Below are 13,927 nucleotides of genomic sequence, written 5' to 3'. Positions count from 1 at the left end.
AACGCGGTGTCTTTGCGTTTTTCGCGAGCAAGCTCGCTCCTACAGGGTTTTATCAGTTGCCAGTCGAACTGCCCTGGCTGCTGTCATCCGAGGTGTCGTAGCCGTCACCGTCGCTGGTGTCGGAGTCACCCTGGTTCTGCTGCAGGACACCACCGGTCTTGACTGTTGGCTGCTCACGCAGCGTGGAGTTGAGTGCCGAACGTGGCAGCGGGTTGCTGGTGGTGGTCGACAGTTCCTGGCGGAACGGGTTGACCAGTTTGGCGTTCAGGCGAATGTCCTGGGACGAGGCGCCGACCGACAGGTTGAAGCTGTCAGCGTCCACCACCCATTGCTTGCTCGCCACATCGAAGTAAGCCAGTGAGCGGTCGTTGAGTTCGATGGTGACGCGCTTGCTCTCGCCGGGCTTGAGGAACACCTTTTTGTAGCCCTTCAGTTCCTTCAGCGCCCGTTCGACTTTTGGTTTGTTCTGGCCCACATACAGCTCGGCGACTTCAGCGCCTGCCACCTTGCCGGTGTTGCTCAGGTCAAACGACACCTTGATCGGCGCGCCGGCCACCGCCACCCCGGGCGTCACGCTGATGTTGCTGTAGCCGAAGGTGGTGTACGACAGGCCATAGCCGAACGGGTAGAGCGGCTTGATGCCTTTCTTTTCGTAGCCGCGATAACCCAGGAACAGGTCGTCCTTGTAGCTCATCTGCGTGAGGGTTTCCTGATTGTCGAATTTCGGGAAAGTCGCGTAGATCGGGTTGTCTTCAATGTTGCGTTCGATGCTGATCGGCAGCTTGGCGGACGGGTTGACCTTGCCCAGCAAAATCTCCGCCAGGGCCTGGCCGCCGTTCTGCCCCGGGTAGAACGCATGCAGCGCCGCCGGCACCTGGTCGATCCAGTCGCTCATCTTCAGCCCGGTACCGCCGTGCAGGGTGACCACGGTGTTCGGGTTGACCTTGGCGATGCTCTGGATCAGCAGGTTCTGATACTCCGGCAAGTCGAAGCTGTGGTCGAAGCCTTCACCTTCGTACTCATTGCTGTTGCCTGCGGCCACCAGTACGGCGTCGTACTGGGCCAGGTCCTTGGGCGCCACCAACGAGGCCCAGCTCATTTGCACGCCTACCAGGCCGCCCATGGTCGAGATGTAGCCTTTGCGGCGCGAGTACTCAAGCTTGATATCCACGGCTTTGCCGGCTTCAAGATTGACCTTGGCAAACACCGGAATCGTCGGCGGAATGCTGTTGTTGGGCAGTGGATTGCCGTCGCCGTTGTCGAGGACTTTCTGGCCATTGACGTACAGGCGCACGGCACCGTCGGCGCGCACCTTGAACACCTGTTCGCCGCTGACGGTCGGGGTGATCTGGCCGCTGTAGCGGATCGACGTGGCGGCAGTGTCGCCATTCACCGGCAGGCTGTCGGTGGACCAGTCGAGGTCGACATGGTTGTCGGTACGGGTGGCCGCAGGGTCGCCGGACCAGTTGGTATTGCTGAAGAACTCGGTCTTCAAGCCCTTGACGCTGTTGCCGTCGCTGTCGGTGTGGGTCCAGTTGGACGCCGTCTGGTCCAGGGACAGCCCGTCGATGAACTCGACCTTGGCGTTCGGCGCCAATTGCTGCAGGCCGCTCAGCTCACTGATGTAGTGGGTGGCCATCACGTTGGCGCTGCCAAATCCGGTAGGCGGTGCGTACTTGGCCAGGTTGCCGACCACGGCGATGCGCTTGACCTTCTTCGCATCCAGGGGCAGCAGGCTGTTCTGGTTTTTCAGCAGCACGATGCCTTCGCGGGCCGCATTCAGCGCCGTGCGGTTGCTGGTGGCGCTGTTCATGTTGTGGCTGGTCAATGGCGCCTTGCTGTCGAATTTGTACAGGTAGATCTGCTTGAGGATGCGCCGCACCTTGTCATCGATGGTGGCGCTGGCAAGCTCGCCACTGTCGAGGAACGGCTTGAGCACGGTGCTGTTCATCTGGTAGCCCATCATGTCCAGATCGGTACCGGCCTGTGCCGCCGGCAAACCGTCGACCACAGCGTTGTAGTCACTCTGCACGAAGCCCGGATAGCCCCATTCGGTCTTCAGGATATCGCGCATCAGGTGCTTGTTCTCGCAGGCGTACTCGCCGTTCACCTTCTGGAATGAACACATCATCATCGCCACTTTGCTGTTCTTCGAGGCGGACTCGAAGGGCGGCAGGGTCATCTCGCGCAGTACCCGTTCGCTGATGGTCTCGTCGAGGTGGAAGCGGTTGCTTTCCTGGTCGTTGGCGGCGAAATGCTTGGCGTTGGCCCATACCCCGCGCGACTGGATGCCATTGATCAGCGCCGGCCCCAGGCTGGCGCCAAGGAACGGGTCTTCACCGGACAGGTACTCAAACGCCCGGCCGCTGTAGGGCATGCGGTACAGGTTCACCCCGGGCCCGGTGACGAATTGATAACCGCCGCTGGCGGTGTCGTAACCCAGGGCGCGACCCAGGTCGATGGCGCGGCGCGGGTTCCAGCTGGCCGCCAGGTTCGGGCCGGAGGGGTACACCACGCCCTGGTCATTGCCTTCGCTGGTGTAGCGCACGCCCACGCCACCGTCGGCACCATGAATCTGCGGCACGCCATACTGGGTCAGCGGCTTGACGTCCCAACCACCGGTGCCGCCGATATAGGCGAGTTTTTCTTCCATGGTCATCTTGGCCAAGGTCTTGTCCGCGGCCTTTTCGGCACGGCTTACCCGGGCTTCATCCAGGGCAGGGCTGGTGGCTGCATGCACCTGTGACACGGCAAGTGCCAGCAGGGCGAAAGCCGACTGCGCACCGATCATTTTGCGTTTACTCATGGGGCTCTCCGACAACTGATTATTGAAAACTGGGCGCCGAGAAGTGCGTTTCGTTGTGCACGCTCGTCACTTTTTTACGGGCAATAGTTCGCCTTTGTCGCAACTTTTGGCCGATGGCTAATTGCGATTACGGGGCGGATTCCGCAGTTTTAAAAGTGTAATAATTAAACTAATTATTGTTATGAATAGTGTCTAAGCGATATCACGAGATGGCATTTTGAACCGCGAAAACACGGTAATTAAGTCAATTCTTGCCATAAAATGTCAAACGAAAGCTAATTTTTGCGTGAAATAAGAAATATTTTCTTACGTTTGTGAACTTAGATTAAACCTACCAGTCGATTGGTTTAAGAAAATATGCGCGGTCATGGCTAACTAGTGGCTTCTGCCAGTAGTTCTAAATGGCCATAACTCAAATGGGCTGTAATACAAAATGCTTTGGTGTAGGGTCTTGACCTTGTCAGGACAGCGCCTGGGCGATTGATTGTTTTTGATCTGGAGAAAGTTGATGAAGATTTCCCTGTTGAGTGCTGGTGTTGTACTGGGCGTTGCACTAAGTGGTGCGGCAATGGCCGTTGAGTCGACGGACGCCGACGCGAAGTCCGGTGCCGCCGATTCCACGGTGATCACCCAGGCCCACGACGCCAAGGCGGCGAAGAAGCAGAAGGCCGAAACCACCAAGGGCGGTCGCCCGCTGAGCAACAGCCAGGCGACTGCGCCAAAAACCTCCAACTAAGGTTGGATGTACCTGTTCCCGCACGCCCCACCCGCAGGCGCCACGGGAACAGGTTTTTTAAATAGCCCCTCAGATTTGTGCAGATGCCCCAGCCCATACCGTCACTACCCATCGATGCTTGCCGAATGCAGATTCCGGATGCCGAACAGGTGTGCGCGTGGCTGATGCGCAAGGCCGGTTTGAAAACCGTCGACCTGGAGCGTGCCCGACGGTTATCCCAGGAATCCGACGACACCGAATTGCTTGGCCTGCTGACGCGCCTGGGGCTGGTCTCCGAAGTGGAACTGGCGCGGGCCTGGGCCGATTTGCTCGGCGCGCCGTTGCTGCTGGCCGACGCCGCACCTCCCTTGCTCGACCCGCTGCCGGCGCTGACCGAGCGCTTCATGCGCCATTATCAGGTGGTGCCCGTGGGCTGGAGCCATGGCGGGGTGCGCGTGCTGGCGGCCAACCCGGCGTTGCTGTATCCGTTCCAGGCCATGGCTTATGCCTGCGGCGTGCCGGTGTGGCTGGCGGTCGGGCCGCGCAATGAAGTCGAAACCCTGATCGAGCGTTATTACGGCCAGGGCCGTTCCGCCATGGGCACCCTGATCGAAAACCTCGACGAGCAGGGCGGCGCCCTGGAAGACATCGAACACCTCAAGGATATGGCGTCCGAAGCGCCGGTGATTCGCCTGGTCAACCTGATCCTGCAACGCGCCGTGGAGCATCGCGCCTCGGACATCCATATCGAACCCTTCGAAAACCAGCTCAAGGTGCGCTACCGCATCGACGGCGTGCTGCACGAAGCCGAAGCGCCGCCGTCGAGTTCCTCGGCGGCGGTGATTTCCCGGGTCAAGATCATGGCGCGGCTCGACATCGCCGAGCGGCGGCTGCCGCAAGACGGCCGGATCATGTTGCGCATCCAGGGCAAGGAACTGGATTTGCGCGTGTCCACGGTGCCCACCAGCTTTGGTGAGTCGGTGGTGATGCGCCTGCTGGACCGCCAGACCGTGCAGTTCGATTTCCAGAGCCTTGGCTTCGACGGCCAACGCCTGGAAACCTTTCTTGAAGTGCTCGAACGGCCCCACGGCATCCTGCTGGTGACCGGGCCTACCGGCTCGGGTAAAACCACCACGCTCTATACCGCGTTGTCGCGGCTCAATACCGCCGAGCGCAAGATCATCACCGTCGAAGACCCGGTGGAATATCAGTTGGAAGGCATCAACCAGATCCAGGTCAAGCCGGCGATCGGGCTGGACTTCGCCGGGGCGCTGCGCTCGATCGTGCGCCAGGACCCGGACGTGATCATGATCGGTGAAATCCGCGACCTCGAAACCTGCCGCATCGCTATCCAGTCATCCCTGACCGGCCACCTGGTGCTCTCGACCCTGCACACCAACAGCGCCGCGGCGAGTATCACCCGCCTGCTGGACATGGGCGTGGAGAGCTACCTGATCGCCTCCACCGTCAATGGCATCCTCGCGCAGCGCCTGGTGCGCCGCCTCGACCCGGCTACCCGCGAGGCGTTCGAAGCGCCGGCGGAGTTGATCGAGGAACATGGCCTGGACCGCTTCACCGACCAGCGCCCGATTCTGCTCTATCGGCCGCGCGCCAACGCCCCGGGCGGTGGTTACCACGGCCGCAGTGCAATCACCGAATTGCTGGTGATGAATGAAGAGCTGCGCAGTTTGTTGATGCGACAGGCCGACGCCGCGACCCTCGAACAGGCTGCCCGCCGCGGTGGCCTGCGCACCCTGCATGAAGAAGGCCTGCGCCAGGCCGTGGCCGGTGTTACATCCCTTGAAGAAGTGCTGCGCGTCACCCGTGGAGAGGGCACGTGAGCCTGTTCAAATACCGGGCCCTGGACAGCCAGGGCGTCGCGCAAAACGGCACCCTCGAAGCCAAGGACCAAGCCGCTGCGGTCGCCGCGCTGCACAAGCGCGGCTTGTTGCTGTTGCACATCGAGGCCGCCGGTGCCCAAGGGCTACGCAATGCGTTCGGGCGCGGCCAGTTGAATGGCGCGGCGCTGGTCAGTTTTACCCAGCAACTGGCCACGCTGCTCGGCGCAGGCCAACCGCTGGAGCGCTCGTTGGGCATCCTGCTCAAGCAACCCGGCCAACCGCAAACCCGTGCGCTGATCGAACGCATCCGCGAACACGTCAAGGCCGGCAAGCCGTTGTCGGCAGCGCTGGAGGAGGAGGGCAGCCAGTTCTCGCCGCTGTACCTGAGTATGGTGCGCGCCGGTGAGGCGGGCGGCGCGCTGGAGAACACCCTGCGCCAGCTCAGCGACTATCTGGAGCGCAGCCAGTTATTAAGGGGCGAGGTGATCAACGCCCTGATCTATCCCGCATTCCTGGTGGTCGGCGTGCTCGGTTCCCTGGCCCTGTTGCTGGCCTATGTGGTGCCGCAGTTCGTGCCGATCTTCAAGGATCTGGGCGTGCCGATCCCGCTGATCACCGAAGTGATTCTGGGCCTCGGCCAGTTCCTCGGTGCCTATGGCCTGGCGGTGCTCGCCGGGCTGATCGTGACGATCTGGGGCCTGGCGGCACGCCTGCGTAACCCACAGCACCGCGAAAATTACGACCGGCGCGTGCTCGGTATTCGCCTCATCGGCCCGCTGTTGCAGCGGGTCGAAGCCGCACGCCTGGCACGCACCCTCGGCACCTTGCTGAGCAACGGCGTAGCGCTGCTGCAAGCGCTGGTGATCGCCCGCCAGGTCTGCACCAACCGCGCCTTGCAGGCACAAGTCGCCCAGGCCGCCGAGTCGGTGAAAGGCGGCGGCACCCTGGCCAGTGCATTTGGCAGCCAGCCGCTGCTGCCGGACCTGGCCCTGCAAATGATTGAAGTCGGCGAACAGGCCGGTGAACTGGACAGCATGCTGCTCAAGGTCGCCGACGTGTTCGACGTCGAAGCCAAGCGCGGCATCGACCGCCTGCTCGCCGCCCTGGTGCCGTCCCTGACCGTGGTCATGGCGGTGCTGGTGGCGGTGATCATGCTGGCGATCATGCTGCCGCTGATGAGCCTGACCAGCAATATATGAAAACCCGAGGAAGCAAGCCGATGCGCCATACCCGTTTCAAACCTGCCCGCCGCCAAGGCGGTTTTACTTTGCTGGAAATGCTCGCGGTGATCGTGCTGCTGGGCATCGTCGCCACCATCGTGGTGCGCCAGGTGGGCGGCAACGTCGACAAGGGCAAATACGGCGCGGGCAAGGCGCAACTGGCCAGCCTGAGCATGAAAATCGAGAGCTACGGCCTGGACGTCGGTTCGCCCCCCAAGACCCTCCAGCAACTGGTCGACAAGCCCGGCAACACCGCCGGCTGGGCCGGGCCGTATGCTAAGCCGTCAGACCTCAAGGACCCGTTCGGCCATGCCTTCGGCTATCGCTTCCCCGGTGAACATGGCGCCTTCGACCTGATCTTCTACGGGCAAGACGGCCAGCCCGGCGGCGAAGGCTACAGCGCTGACCTGGGCAACTGGGAATAATGCCGGCCCTCCAACGCGGCTTTACCCTGCTGGAGATGCTGGTGGTGATCGTGTTGATCAGCATCGCGGCCGGGTTGGTGGGATTTGGCTTGCAACAAGGCCTGCGGGTTGCCAAGGAGCGTCAGGCGGTCGGGCAGATGGTCGATGCCCTGCGAAGCACACGGGCGAGGGCGATTGTCAGCGGCATGCCGGCCAAAACCGTATTCGACTTGGGAAAACTGAGCTTCCAGGCGCCGGGACGTCCGGCCAAGCACTGGCCGGCCGACCTGCAGGTGACCCTGCACACCGCCGAGCACGCAGGCTCGGCCGTGGAGTTTTACCCCGACGGCAGTTCCACCGGCGGCAACCTGTTGTTGGCCAATGGCTCGCGGCGCTGGCGCATCGATATTGGCTGGCTGACTGGCAGCGTGCAGTCCAAGGCATTGCCATGAACCGCCAATCGGGTTTCACCTTGCTGGAGATGCTCGCCGCACTGACCCTCATGGCGATCTGCAGCACGGTGTTGCTGGTCGCTTTCGGCCAGAGCGCACGCTCTTTATTACAGGTCGCCCACAGCGACCGCCTGACCCATGCCGCCTTGAGCGTGATGGATCAGGAAACCTCGGGCCCGTTGGCCAGCGGCATTCGCCAGGGCAGCCTGGGCGACGGTATCGATTGGCAATTGACGATCGCCCAGCAGCCGACGCGTATCGGTCAACCGCGTTTGTTTCGCCTCGACCTGACCGTCAGCGAGGCTCGACGCCAGGCCCATTTCAGCACCTTGAAATTGCGCGCCGCTACCGACAGGGCCGGCCTGTGAATCAGCGTCAACAGGGTTTTACCTTGCTGGAAATCATGATCGTGCTCAGCTTGCTGGGCGTGCTGTTGACCCTGGTGGGTGGCGCGTTGCTGGGCGCCAACCGCGCGGTGCTCAAGGCTCAGCGCTACACGGTCAGCCTCGATGAAATGCGCGCCGCACAACAGTTTCTACGCACGTCCATCAGCGAGGCGCTGCCGCTGGACGTGACCGAGGACGACAGCCAAACCAACGGCTTTTTCGCCGGCTCCGCCCAGCGCCTGCAATTCGTCGCGACCTTGCCGGGCGTGCTCGGTGGTGGCATCCAGCGTTTCACCTTGCAGTTGACCGGGCCCGAGGAGCAGCGCGAGTTGCAGGTGGCATTCGCGCAGTTTGAGTCCAACGCCCAGGTCAGCGTGCCGGCCACCCGCAGCGAGCCGCAAGTATTGCTGAAGAATGTCGAGGATCTGCAATTCAGCTATCGCGGTGTGTCGCCCAAGGGCCAGGCCACCGGCTGGATCAGTGACTGGCCGTGGACCAAACGCCTGCCTTACGCGGTGCGTATTGCCGCGCGGGTCAACGGTCCGGTGCCGTGGGTGACCCAAGTGGTTGCCCTGCGCCTGAATCTCTCCAGCGGAGCATCGGACCAATGAAGCGTCAGCGCGGCGTTGCACTGCTGCTGGTGCTGTGGGTGCTGGCGTTGCTCAGCCTGCTGCTGGGCGGCCTGGCCGGTTGGGTGCAACTGGAAAGCCGCCAGGCCCTGTGGCATCGCCAGCACACCCAGGCGTTGCTGGCAGCGGAGGCCGGCGTGGCGTTTGCCATGCAGGCCTTGGCCGACCCGCTACAGCGCAAACAATGGATTGCCGACGGCCGCGAAATGCCCTTGGTGTTTGATGACGCACAGCTGCACGTAAGCCTGCACAGCGAGCGCGGCAAGCTGTATTTGAACAGCGCCGAGGCGGCCGACTTTGCCCGCCTGGCCCTGGCCTGCGGTGCCACCCAGGCCCAGGCCAACCGGCTCGCCAAAGACCTGGACGTGCGGCGCAACGAAGGCCTGCCACCGTTGCGCGTGGTGGAGGAAGTACGGCAATTGCCCGGCATGACCCAGGCGCTGTACAGCCGGCTGGTCCCGGAAATCAGCTTGTGGAGTGGCCTGGACCGGCCCGATCCCGCTTTCGCCAGCCCGTTGATGCGCCAGGCGTTGAACCTGCCCCGGCAGAGTGCGGTGGGTGCCGACGCCGGTGAAGTACTGGTGATCGACAGTCGCGCGCAACGCCCCGGCGGTTACCACGCCCGGTTACGAACCACGGTTTTATTGAGCCCATCGGAGGGAAGCGCACAACCTTATCGGGTGCTGCGTTGGCAAGAATGAATCCAAACCTTTCGGCGCCAGTGGCGCGCCTTCAACGGCTGGCAGAACCGCTCACCCGGCGCTGGCGCGGCAGTTTGCTGCAATTGGGCTGGCGGCTGTGGCTCAAGGAGCTGCGTGGCTGCCTGCCGGCGTGGCTGTCGATCCACGACATCCCCGAGCAGCGCTACCACTGGCCGTTGACGGCGCCTGTGGCAAAACCTGCCGGCGAAGTGCGCGAGGTGCTGGTGCTCGCGCCCTCGGCGGTGTTGCTGCAAACCCTGCAACTGCCGTTGGCGGCGGCGCGCAACCTGTCGACGGTGGTGGGTTATGAGCTGGACCGCTTTACCCCGTTCGAGGCTGAGCAGTTGTACTTCGTTGCGCGTCAGGAACGGCGCACCGCCACACACTTGCAGGTGACCCTGGTGGCGATCCTGCGAGAGCGTCTGGATCAAATCCTGGTGGACTGCGCCGCCCTCGGGTTGCAGCCCCACGCGGTGGATGTGGACGGTGGCGCAGGCGAGCCCATGGGCATCGATTTGCTGCCGACGCCCTTGCGCCCACGCCAGCGCCCGGCCGGGAAGGGCTTGCAACGCAGCTTGCCGTGGCTGTGCGGCGCCTTGCTGATTGCGGCGATGCTGCTGTGGCTCAACGACCGCCAGCGTGTGCTCGACGTGATGCATGAGCAGGTGCAGCAGCAAAAAGCCCAGGTCGCCGAAATCCAGAGCCTGCGCCAGCAACTGCTCAACACCCGTGGTGCCGCGCAGTACCTGATCCGCCGCAAATCGGCACAACCGCCGTTGGCCGCGCTGCTGAATGAGCTGACCGCGTGCCTGCCCGCCGACACCTGGATCGACCAGTTGGAGGTCAACGACGGCGCCGACGTTTCATTCTCCGGGCAGAGCGCCAAGGCGAGTGCCTTGATCACCCGGATCAAGGCCTGTCACAGCCTGGAAAACGCCCAGTTCGAAGGGGTGATCCAACCCGATGCGCAAACCGGCAAGGATCAGTTTTCCCTGCGCGCCCACTTGCACCAAGAGGCCGCCGATGCGCAGACCACTGACACCCCGTGAACGTCGTGGCGCGGCCTTGCTGGTCCTGGCGCTGGTGCTCGGCAGCGGTTACTGGTTGCTGATCGACAGCTGGTTTGCCGGACCCTTGCGCGCCATGGGCGAGCAAGCCGAACAGTTGCGCGAACAACAGCAGCGGTATGCCGGCCTGCTGCACCAGGGCGCCGCCTTGCGCGAGCAACTGGAGCAAGCCCGCCAGGACCCGGCCAGCAGCACCAGCCTGTTGCCCGGGGATGACCCCAGCGCTGTGGCGGCAGACCTGATGCAGCGCATCGCCGACCTGATCAGCAGCCGCGCCGGCCTCGGCGGCGGTTGCAGCCTGACCCAGCGCATGCCCATCACCCCGGAGCAGGACGACACCGAGCCCTATCGCCAGGTAAAAGTCAGCCTGACCCTCAACTGCGCCATCGAACCCCTGACCGCGATCCTGCATGAGCTGGAGTACCAGCGGCCGTTCCTGTTCGTGGATGAAATGAGCATCCGCCGCGGGCCGAATGCCCCGGCCAGCGGCAGCGCCGGAAAGCTGGTGGTGCATCTGCTGGTGCGCGGCTATCTGCAACCGGCAATCGCTACGCAGGCCCGCCGATGATCAACTCATTACGCCCCCTGGAGTGGGGTTTGCTCGGTGTGGCCGGGCTGCTGGGCCTGCTGATGGTGGGCATCTTGAGCAGCATCGGCGATGCACCGCAGTGGCTGGATGAGCCTGCCTCCACTACGCGCGCCAATGCTTCAGCCAAGGTTTACGTGGCCCCGAGTGCAGCCCTGGAAAGCCTCGCCGGCACCTGGCAGGCGCCGCTGTTCAGCCCCGACCGCAGCCCCGATGCCGCCGTTGGCCAGGCCGAGGTCTCCAGCCTGTCGGGCCTGAAGCTGAGCGGCGTGCTGCTCGACGGCGACTTGCGCGTTGCGCTGCTCAAGCGCGCCGACGGCCCGCCACTCAAAGTCCACCAAGGCCAGACCCTGCCCAACGGCTGGCGCCTGGAACACCTGACACCGCTGCACGCCCGTTTTGTGCTGGATGGCCGCACGCAAACCCTGAGCCTCAGCGCCCCGCGTTTGCCGCCGCCGTCCACCACACCACCGATTTCCCTTCCTCACGAGCCCGCACCTTGATCGATACTTTCCCTGGCGCCTTGCGCACCACCGTGTTTTGCCTGGCCACTGCCGTCTCCCTGGGCGGCTGTGGGTCATTCCCCGATCACCTCGACCCGGACGATGCGTTGCTCCACGAGGCGATGCAGGGCACCGGTTCGCAGCGGCCACCCGTGGACCCGGCCAGCGAGCAGCCTGCCGTCGACAGCCGCCAGCCGCAGGCGACCACGGCGCCCCAACGCCAGTTGATTCGTGGTAACCAGCAGTTTGTGCGTCAGCCCGCACCGGCGCCTGCGGTCAAGGATGAAGCCAGCGGCGACATCGTGTTCAACTTCGCCGACCAGCCGATTGAAGCGGTGATCAATAGCGTGATGGGCGACCTGCTGCATGAGAACTACAGCATCGCCCAGGGCGTGAAAGGCAACGTGAGCTTTTCCACCTCAAAACCGGTGAACAAGAAGCAGGCGCTGTCGATCCTCGAAACCCTGTTGTCCTGGACCGATAACGCGATGATTCGCCAGGGCCAGCGCTACGTGATCCTGCCGGCCAACCAGGCGGTGGCGGGCAAACTGGTGCCGGAAATGAGCGTGTCGCAACCTTCCAACGGGCTCTCGGCGCGGCTGTTTCCGCTGCGCTACATCTCGGCCACGGAAATGCAGAAACTGCTCAAGCCGTTCGCCCGGGAAAACGCGTTCCTGCTGGTGGACCCGGCGCGCAATGTGCTGAGCCTGGCCGGTACGCCCGATGAGCTGGCCAACTACCAGGACACCATCGATACCTTTGACGTCGACTGGCTCAAAGGCATGTCGGTGGGGGTGTTCGGCTTGCAACGGGCCTCGGTGGCCGAGTTGATGCCCGAGCTGCAAAAAATGTTCGGCCCCGACAGCGGCATGCCCCTGGCGGGCATGGTGCGGTTCTTGCCGATTGAGCGGACCAATTCGGTGGTGGCGATCTCGTCCCAACCGCAGTACCTCAGCGAAGTCGGCGACTGGATTCACACCATCGACGAAGGCGGCGGCAACGAACCGCAGATGTACGTCTACGATGTGCGCAACATGAAAGCCACGGACCTCGCCAAGTACCTGCGGCAGATCTACGGCACCGGCGCGATCAAGGACGATACCCCGGCCAAGGTGGCGCCGGGTTTGCGCACCGCGACGTTGTCGTCACTCAACACCAGCGGCGGCACCTCGGGCGGCCTGAACAACAGCGGCAATAACGCAGGCATCAGCAACAACCCGCCGGCCGGTGACGATGAAGATCAGGCCCCGGCCGCCAGCGAAGACAGTGAAAACGCAGAGCAGGGCGCCGCCGACGGTACCGCCTCCAAAAGCCTCGACGCGGGCACCCGGATCACCGCGCAAAAAAGCAGTAACCAGTTGCTGGTACGCACCCGCCCGGTGCAATGGAAGGAGATCGAATCGGCGATCAAACGCCTCGATAACCCGCCGCTGCAAGTGCAGATCGAGACGCGCATCCTCGAAGTCAAACTCACCGGCGAACTGGACCTCGGGGTGCAATGGTACCTGGGCCGCCTGGCGGGCAATTCCACCAGCACCACAGTGGCCAACGCCTCCGGCAGCCAGGGCGCGTTGGGTGGTGGCGGCGCGGGATTGGGCACGGACTCGCTGTTCTATTCCTTCGTCAGCTCCAACCTGCAAGTGGCCTTGCACGCCCTGGAAACCAATGGTCGTACCCAGGTGCTGTCGGCGCCGTCGCTGGTGGTGATGAACAACCAGCCGGCGCAGATCCAGGTGGGCGACAACATCCCCATCAGCCAGACCACGGTCAACACCGGCAACTCCGACACCACCTTGAGCAGCGTCGAATATGTACAGACCGGTGTGATTCTCGACGTGGTGCCGCGCATCAACCCGGGTGGCCTGGTGTACATGGACATCCAGCAGCAGGTCAGCGACGCCGAGAGCCAGACCACCAACAGCAGCGACACGCCCAATAACCCGCGTATCTCCACACGTTCAGTGTCCACCCAGGTGGCCGTGCAAAGCGGCCAGACCGTGTTGCTTGGCGGGCTGATCAAACAGGACAACGCCGAGAGCGTCAGCGCCGTGCCATACCTGGGGAAAATCCCGGGGCTGCGCTGGTTGTTTGGCAGCACCAGCAAATCCAAGGACCGCACCGAATTGATCGTGCTGATCACACCCAGGGTGATTACCAGCAGCAGCCAGTCGCGGCAGGTGACGGATGACTATCGCCAGCAGATGCAACTGTTGCGCCCGGCGAACTAGTTCACGGGTGCTACGGCCTACTCGGTAGCATCAAACGCATCGTGGTACTTCACGCTGGCGGTGTGGTTCCTGAAGCCGATGACTTGCCCCATTCAAACTCAGAGCCGCTCTTCTGTAGGAGCGAGCTTGCTCGCGAAAAACCTGAGGACGCCGCGTTCATTCAGGATGCCAACGTCATCGTTAACGACCTTCGCGAGCAAGCCCGCTCCTACAGGAAATCGCGTTTGCTTTTAACCACTCAAGCCGGCCGGTAGGCCGCCATGCGTATGCCGTTTAGCAGCTTCCCTTGCTGCACCTGCGGTGCGACCGATGCCCAATGAATTCAGGGTCATCGATTTAAACTGCATTCTGCGCCATAAGAAAAACCGATACCTGCTTAAGGATTTCCC

Annotated in this window: 13 protein-coding genes; 12 read left to right on the top strand and 1 reads right to left on the bottom strand. The window is 63.0% G+C overall.

Features of this window, described 5'->3' with window-relative positions; all coding sequences use genetic code 11:
- Positions 1 to 52: 52 nt before the first annotated feature.
- A complete protein-coding gene (locus CEC48_RS16980; RefSeq protein WP_088424789.1) occupies positions 53 to 2,806 on the bottom strand; it encodes a glycoside hydrolase family 3 protein in 2,754 nt (917 codons plus the stop codon).
- A gap of 508 nt (positions 2,807 to 3,314) precedes the next feature.
- Here CEC48_RS16980 and CEC48_RS16975 point away from each other — a divergent pair.
- The 12 genes from CEC48_RS16975 (at position 3,315) to gspD (ending at position 13,538) form a co-directional block, all read left to right on the top strand.
- Positions 3,315 to 3,542, top strand: a complete 228-nt coding sequence (locus tag CEC48_RS16975; protein ID WP_076016050.1) for a hypothetical protein — start codon at positions 3,315 to 3,317, stop codon at positions 3,540 to 3,542.
- A 125-nt stretch (positions 3,543 to 3,667) separates the two neighbouring features.
- Positions 3,668 to 5,362 (top strand): type II secretion system ATPase GspE, encoded by a 1,695-nt coding sequence (gene gspE / locus CEC48_RS16970; RefSeq protein WP_256579724.1) that lies wholly within the window; start codon positions 3,668 to 3,670, stop codon positions 5,360 to 5,362.
- Positions 5,359 to 6,561, top strand: a complete 1,203-nt coding sequence (gspF, locus tag CEC48_RS16965) for a type II secretion system inner membrane protein GspF (RefSeq protein WP_088424787.1) — start codon at positions 5,359 to 5,361, stop codon at positions 6,559 to 6,561. The genes gspE and gspF overlap by 4 nt, the downstream gene beginning before the upstream one ends.
- A 20-nt stretch (positions 6,562 to 6,581) precedes the next feature.
- Positions 6,582 to 7,007: a type II secretion system major pseudopilin GspG gene (gene gspG, locus CEC48_RS16960; protein ID WP_003209911.1), complete on the top strand. Its 426-nt coding sequence runs from the start codon at positions 6,582 to 6,584 to the stop codon at positions 7,005 to 7,007.
- Positions 7,007 to 7,438: a type II secretion system protein gene (locus CEC48_RS16955; protein ID WP_088424786.1), complete on the top strand. Its 432-nt coding sequence runs from the start codon at positions 7,007 to 7,009 to the stop codon at positions 7,436 to 7,438. The genes gspG and CEC48_RS16955 overlap by 1 nt, the downstream gene beginning before the upstream one ends.
- Positions 7,435 to 7,806 (top strand): type II secretion system protein, encoded by a 372-nt coding sequence (locus tag CEC48_RS16950; protein ID WP_088424785.1) that lies wholly within the window; start codon positions 7,435 to 7,437, stop codon positions 7,804 to 7,806. Before CEC48_RS16955 ends, CEC48_RS16950 begins: the two co-directional genes overlap by 4 nt.
- Positions 7,803 to 8,435 carry a prepilin-type N-terminal cleavage/methylation domain-containing protein gene (locus tag CEC48_RS16945; RefSeq protein ID WP_088424784.1) on the top strand — a complete coding sequence of 211 codons (633 nt, stop codon included), beginning with the start codon at positions 7,803 to 7,805 and terminating at the stop codon, positions 8,433 to 8,435. Before CEC48_RS16950 ends, CEC48_RS16945 begins: the two co-directional genes overlap by 4 nt.
- Positions 8,432 to 9,154 (top strand): general secretion pathway protein GspK, encoded by a 723-nt coding sequence (locus CEC48_RS16940; protein ID WP_088424783.1) that lies wholly within the window; start codon positions 8,432 to 8,434, stop codon positions 9,152 to 9,154. Before CEC48_RS16945 ends, CEC48_RS16940 begins: the two co-directional genes overlap by 4 nt.
- On the top strand, positions 9,151 to 10,203 hold the full coding sequence (locus CEC48_RS16935) for a PilN domain-containing protein (protein WP_088424782.1): 1,053 nt from the start codon (positions 9,151 to 9,153) through the stop codon (positions 10,201 to 10,203). Before CEC48_RS16940 ends, CEC48_RS16935 begins: the two co-directional genes overlap by 4 nt.
- Positions 10,178 to 10,789, top strand: a complete 612-nt coding sequence (gene gspM / locus CEC48_RS16930) for a type II secretion system protein GspM (protein WP_088424781.1) — start codon at positions 10,178 to 10,180, stop codon at positions 10,787 to 10,789. The genes CEC48_RS16935 and gspM overlap by 26 nt, the downstream gene beginning before the upstream one ends.
- Complete coding sequence (locus CEC48_RS16925; RefSeq protein ID WP_088424780.1) at positions 10,786 to 11,310, top strand: general secretion pathway protein GspN; 525 nt, start codon at positions 10,786 to 10,788, stop codon at positions 11,308 to 11,310. The genes gspM and CEC48_RS16925 overlap by 4 nt, the downstream gene beginning before the upstream one ends.
- A complete protein-coding gene (gene gspD / locus CEC48_RS16920) occupies positions 11,307 to 13,538 on the top strand; it encodes a type II secretion system secretin GspD (protein ID WP_088424779.1) in 2,232 nt (743 codons plus the stop codon). The genes CEC48_RS16925 and gspD overlap by 4 nt, the downstream gene beginning before the upstream one ends.
- The last annotated feature ends 389 nt before the right edge of the window (positions 13,539 to 13,927 follow it).

Source organism: Pseudomonas sp. K2I15, from assembly GCF_002204795.1.
In the GTDB taxonomy this organism is placed as follows: domain Bacteria; phylum Pseudomonadota; class Gammaproteobacteria; order Pseudomonadales; family Pseudomonadaceae; genus Aquipseudomonas.
Note: the sequence above shows the minus strand (reverse complement) of the source record. Positions and strands in the feature narration are given on the sequence as shown.

What these genes read in the sequence shown, in the direction of transcription:
- gspG (WP_003209911.1), top strand. Translation starts at nt 6,582, where the DNA reads ATGCGCCATACCCGTTTCAAACCTGCCCGCCGCCAAGGCGGTTTTACT.
- CEC48_RS16980 (WP_088424789.1), bottom strand. Translation starts at nt 2,806, where the DNA reads ATGAGTAAACGCAAAATGATCGGTGCGCAGTCGGCTTTCGCCCTGCTG.
- CEC48_RS16940 (WP_088424783.1), top strand. Translation starts at nt 8,432, where the DNA reads ATGAAGCGTCAGCGCGGCGTTGCACTGCTGCTGGTGCTGTGGGTGCTG.
- CEC48_RS16955 (WP_088424786.1), top strand. Translation starts at nt 7,007, where the DNA reads ATGCCGGCCCTCCAACGCGGCTTTACCCTGCTGGAGATGCTGGTGGTG.
- CEC48_RS16935 (WP_088424782.1), top strand. Translation starts at nt 9,151, where the DNA reads ATGAATCCAAACCTTTCGGCGCCAGTGGCGCGCCTTCAACGGCTGGCA.
- gspE (WP_256579724.1), top strand. Translation starts at nt 3,668, where the DNA reads ATGCAGATTCCGGATGCCGAACAGGTGTGCGCGTGGCTGATGCGCAAG.
- CEC48_RS16975 (WP_076016050.1), top strand. Translation starts at nt 3,315, where the DNA reads ATGAAGATTTCCCTGTTGAGTGCTGGTGTTGTACTGGGCGTTGCACTA.
- CEC48_RS16925 (WP_088424780.1), top strand. Translation starts at nt 10,786, where the DNA reads ATGATCAACTCATTACGCCCCCTGGAGTGGGGTTTGCTCGGTGTGGCC.
- CEC48_RS16950 (WP_088424785.1), top strand. Translation starts at nt 7,435, where the DNA reads ATGAACCGCCAATCGGGTTTCACCTTGCTGGAGATGCTCGCCGCACTG.
- gspM (WP_088424781.1), top strand. Translation starts at nt 10,178, where the DNA reads ATGCGCAGACCACTGACACCCCGTGAACGTCGTGGCGCGGCCTTGCTG.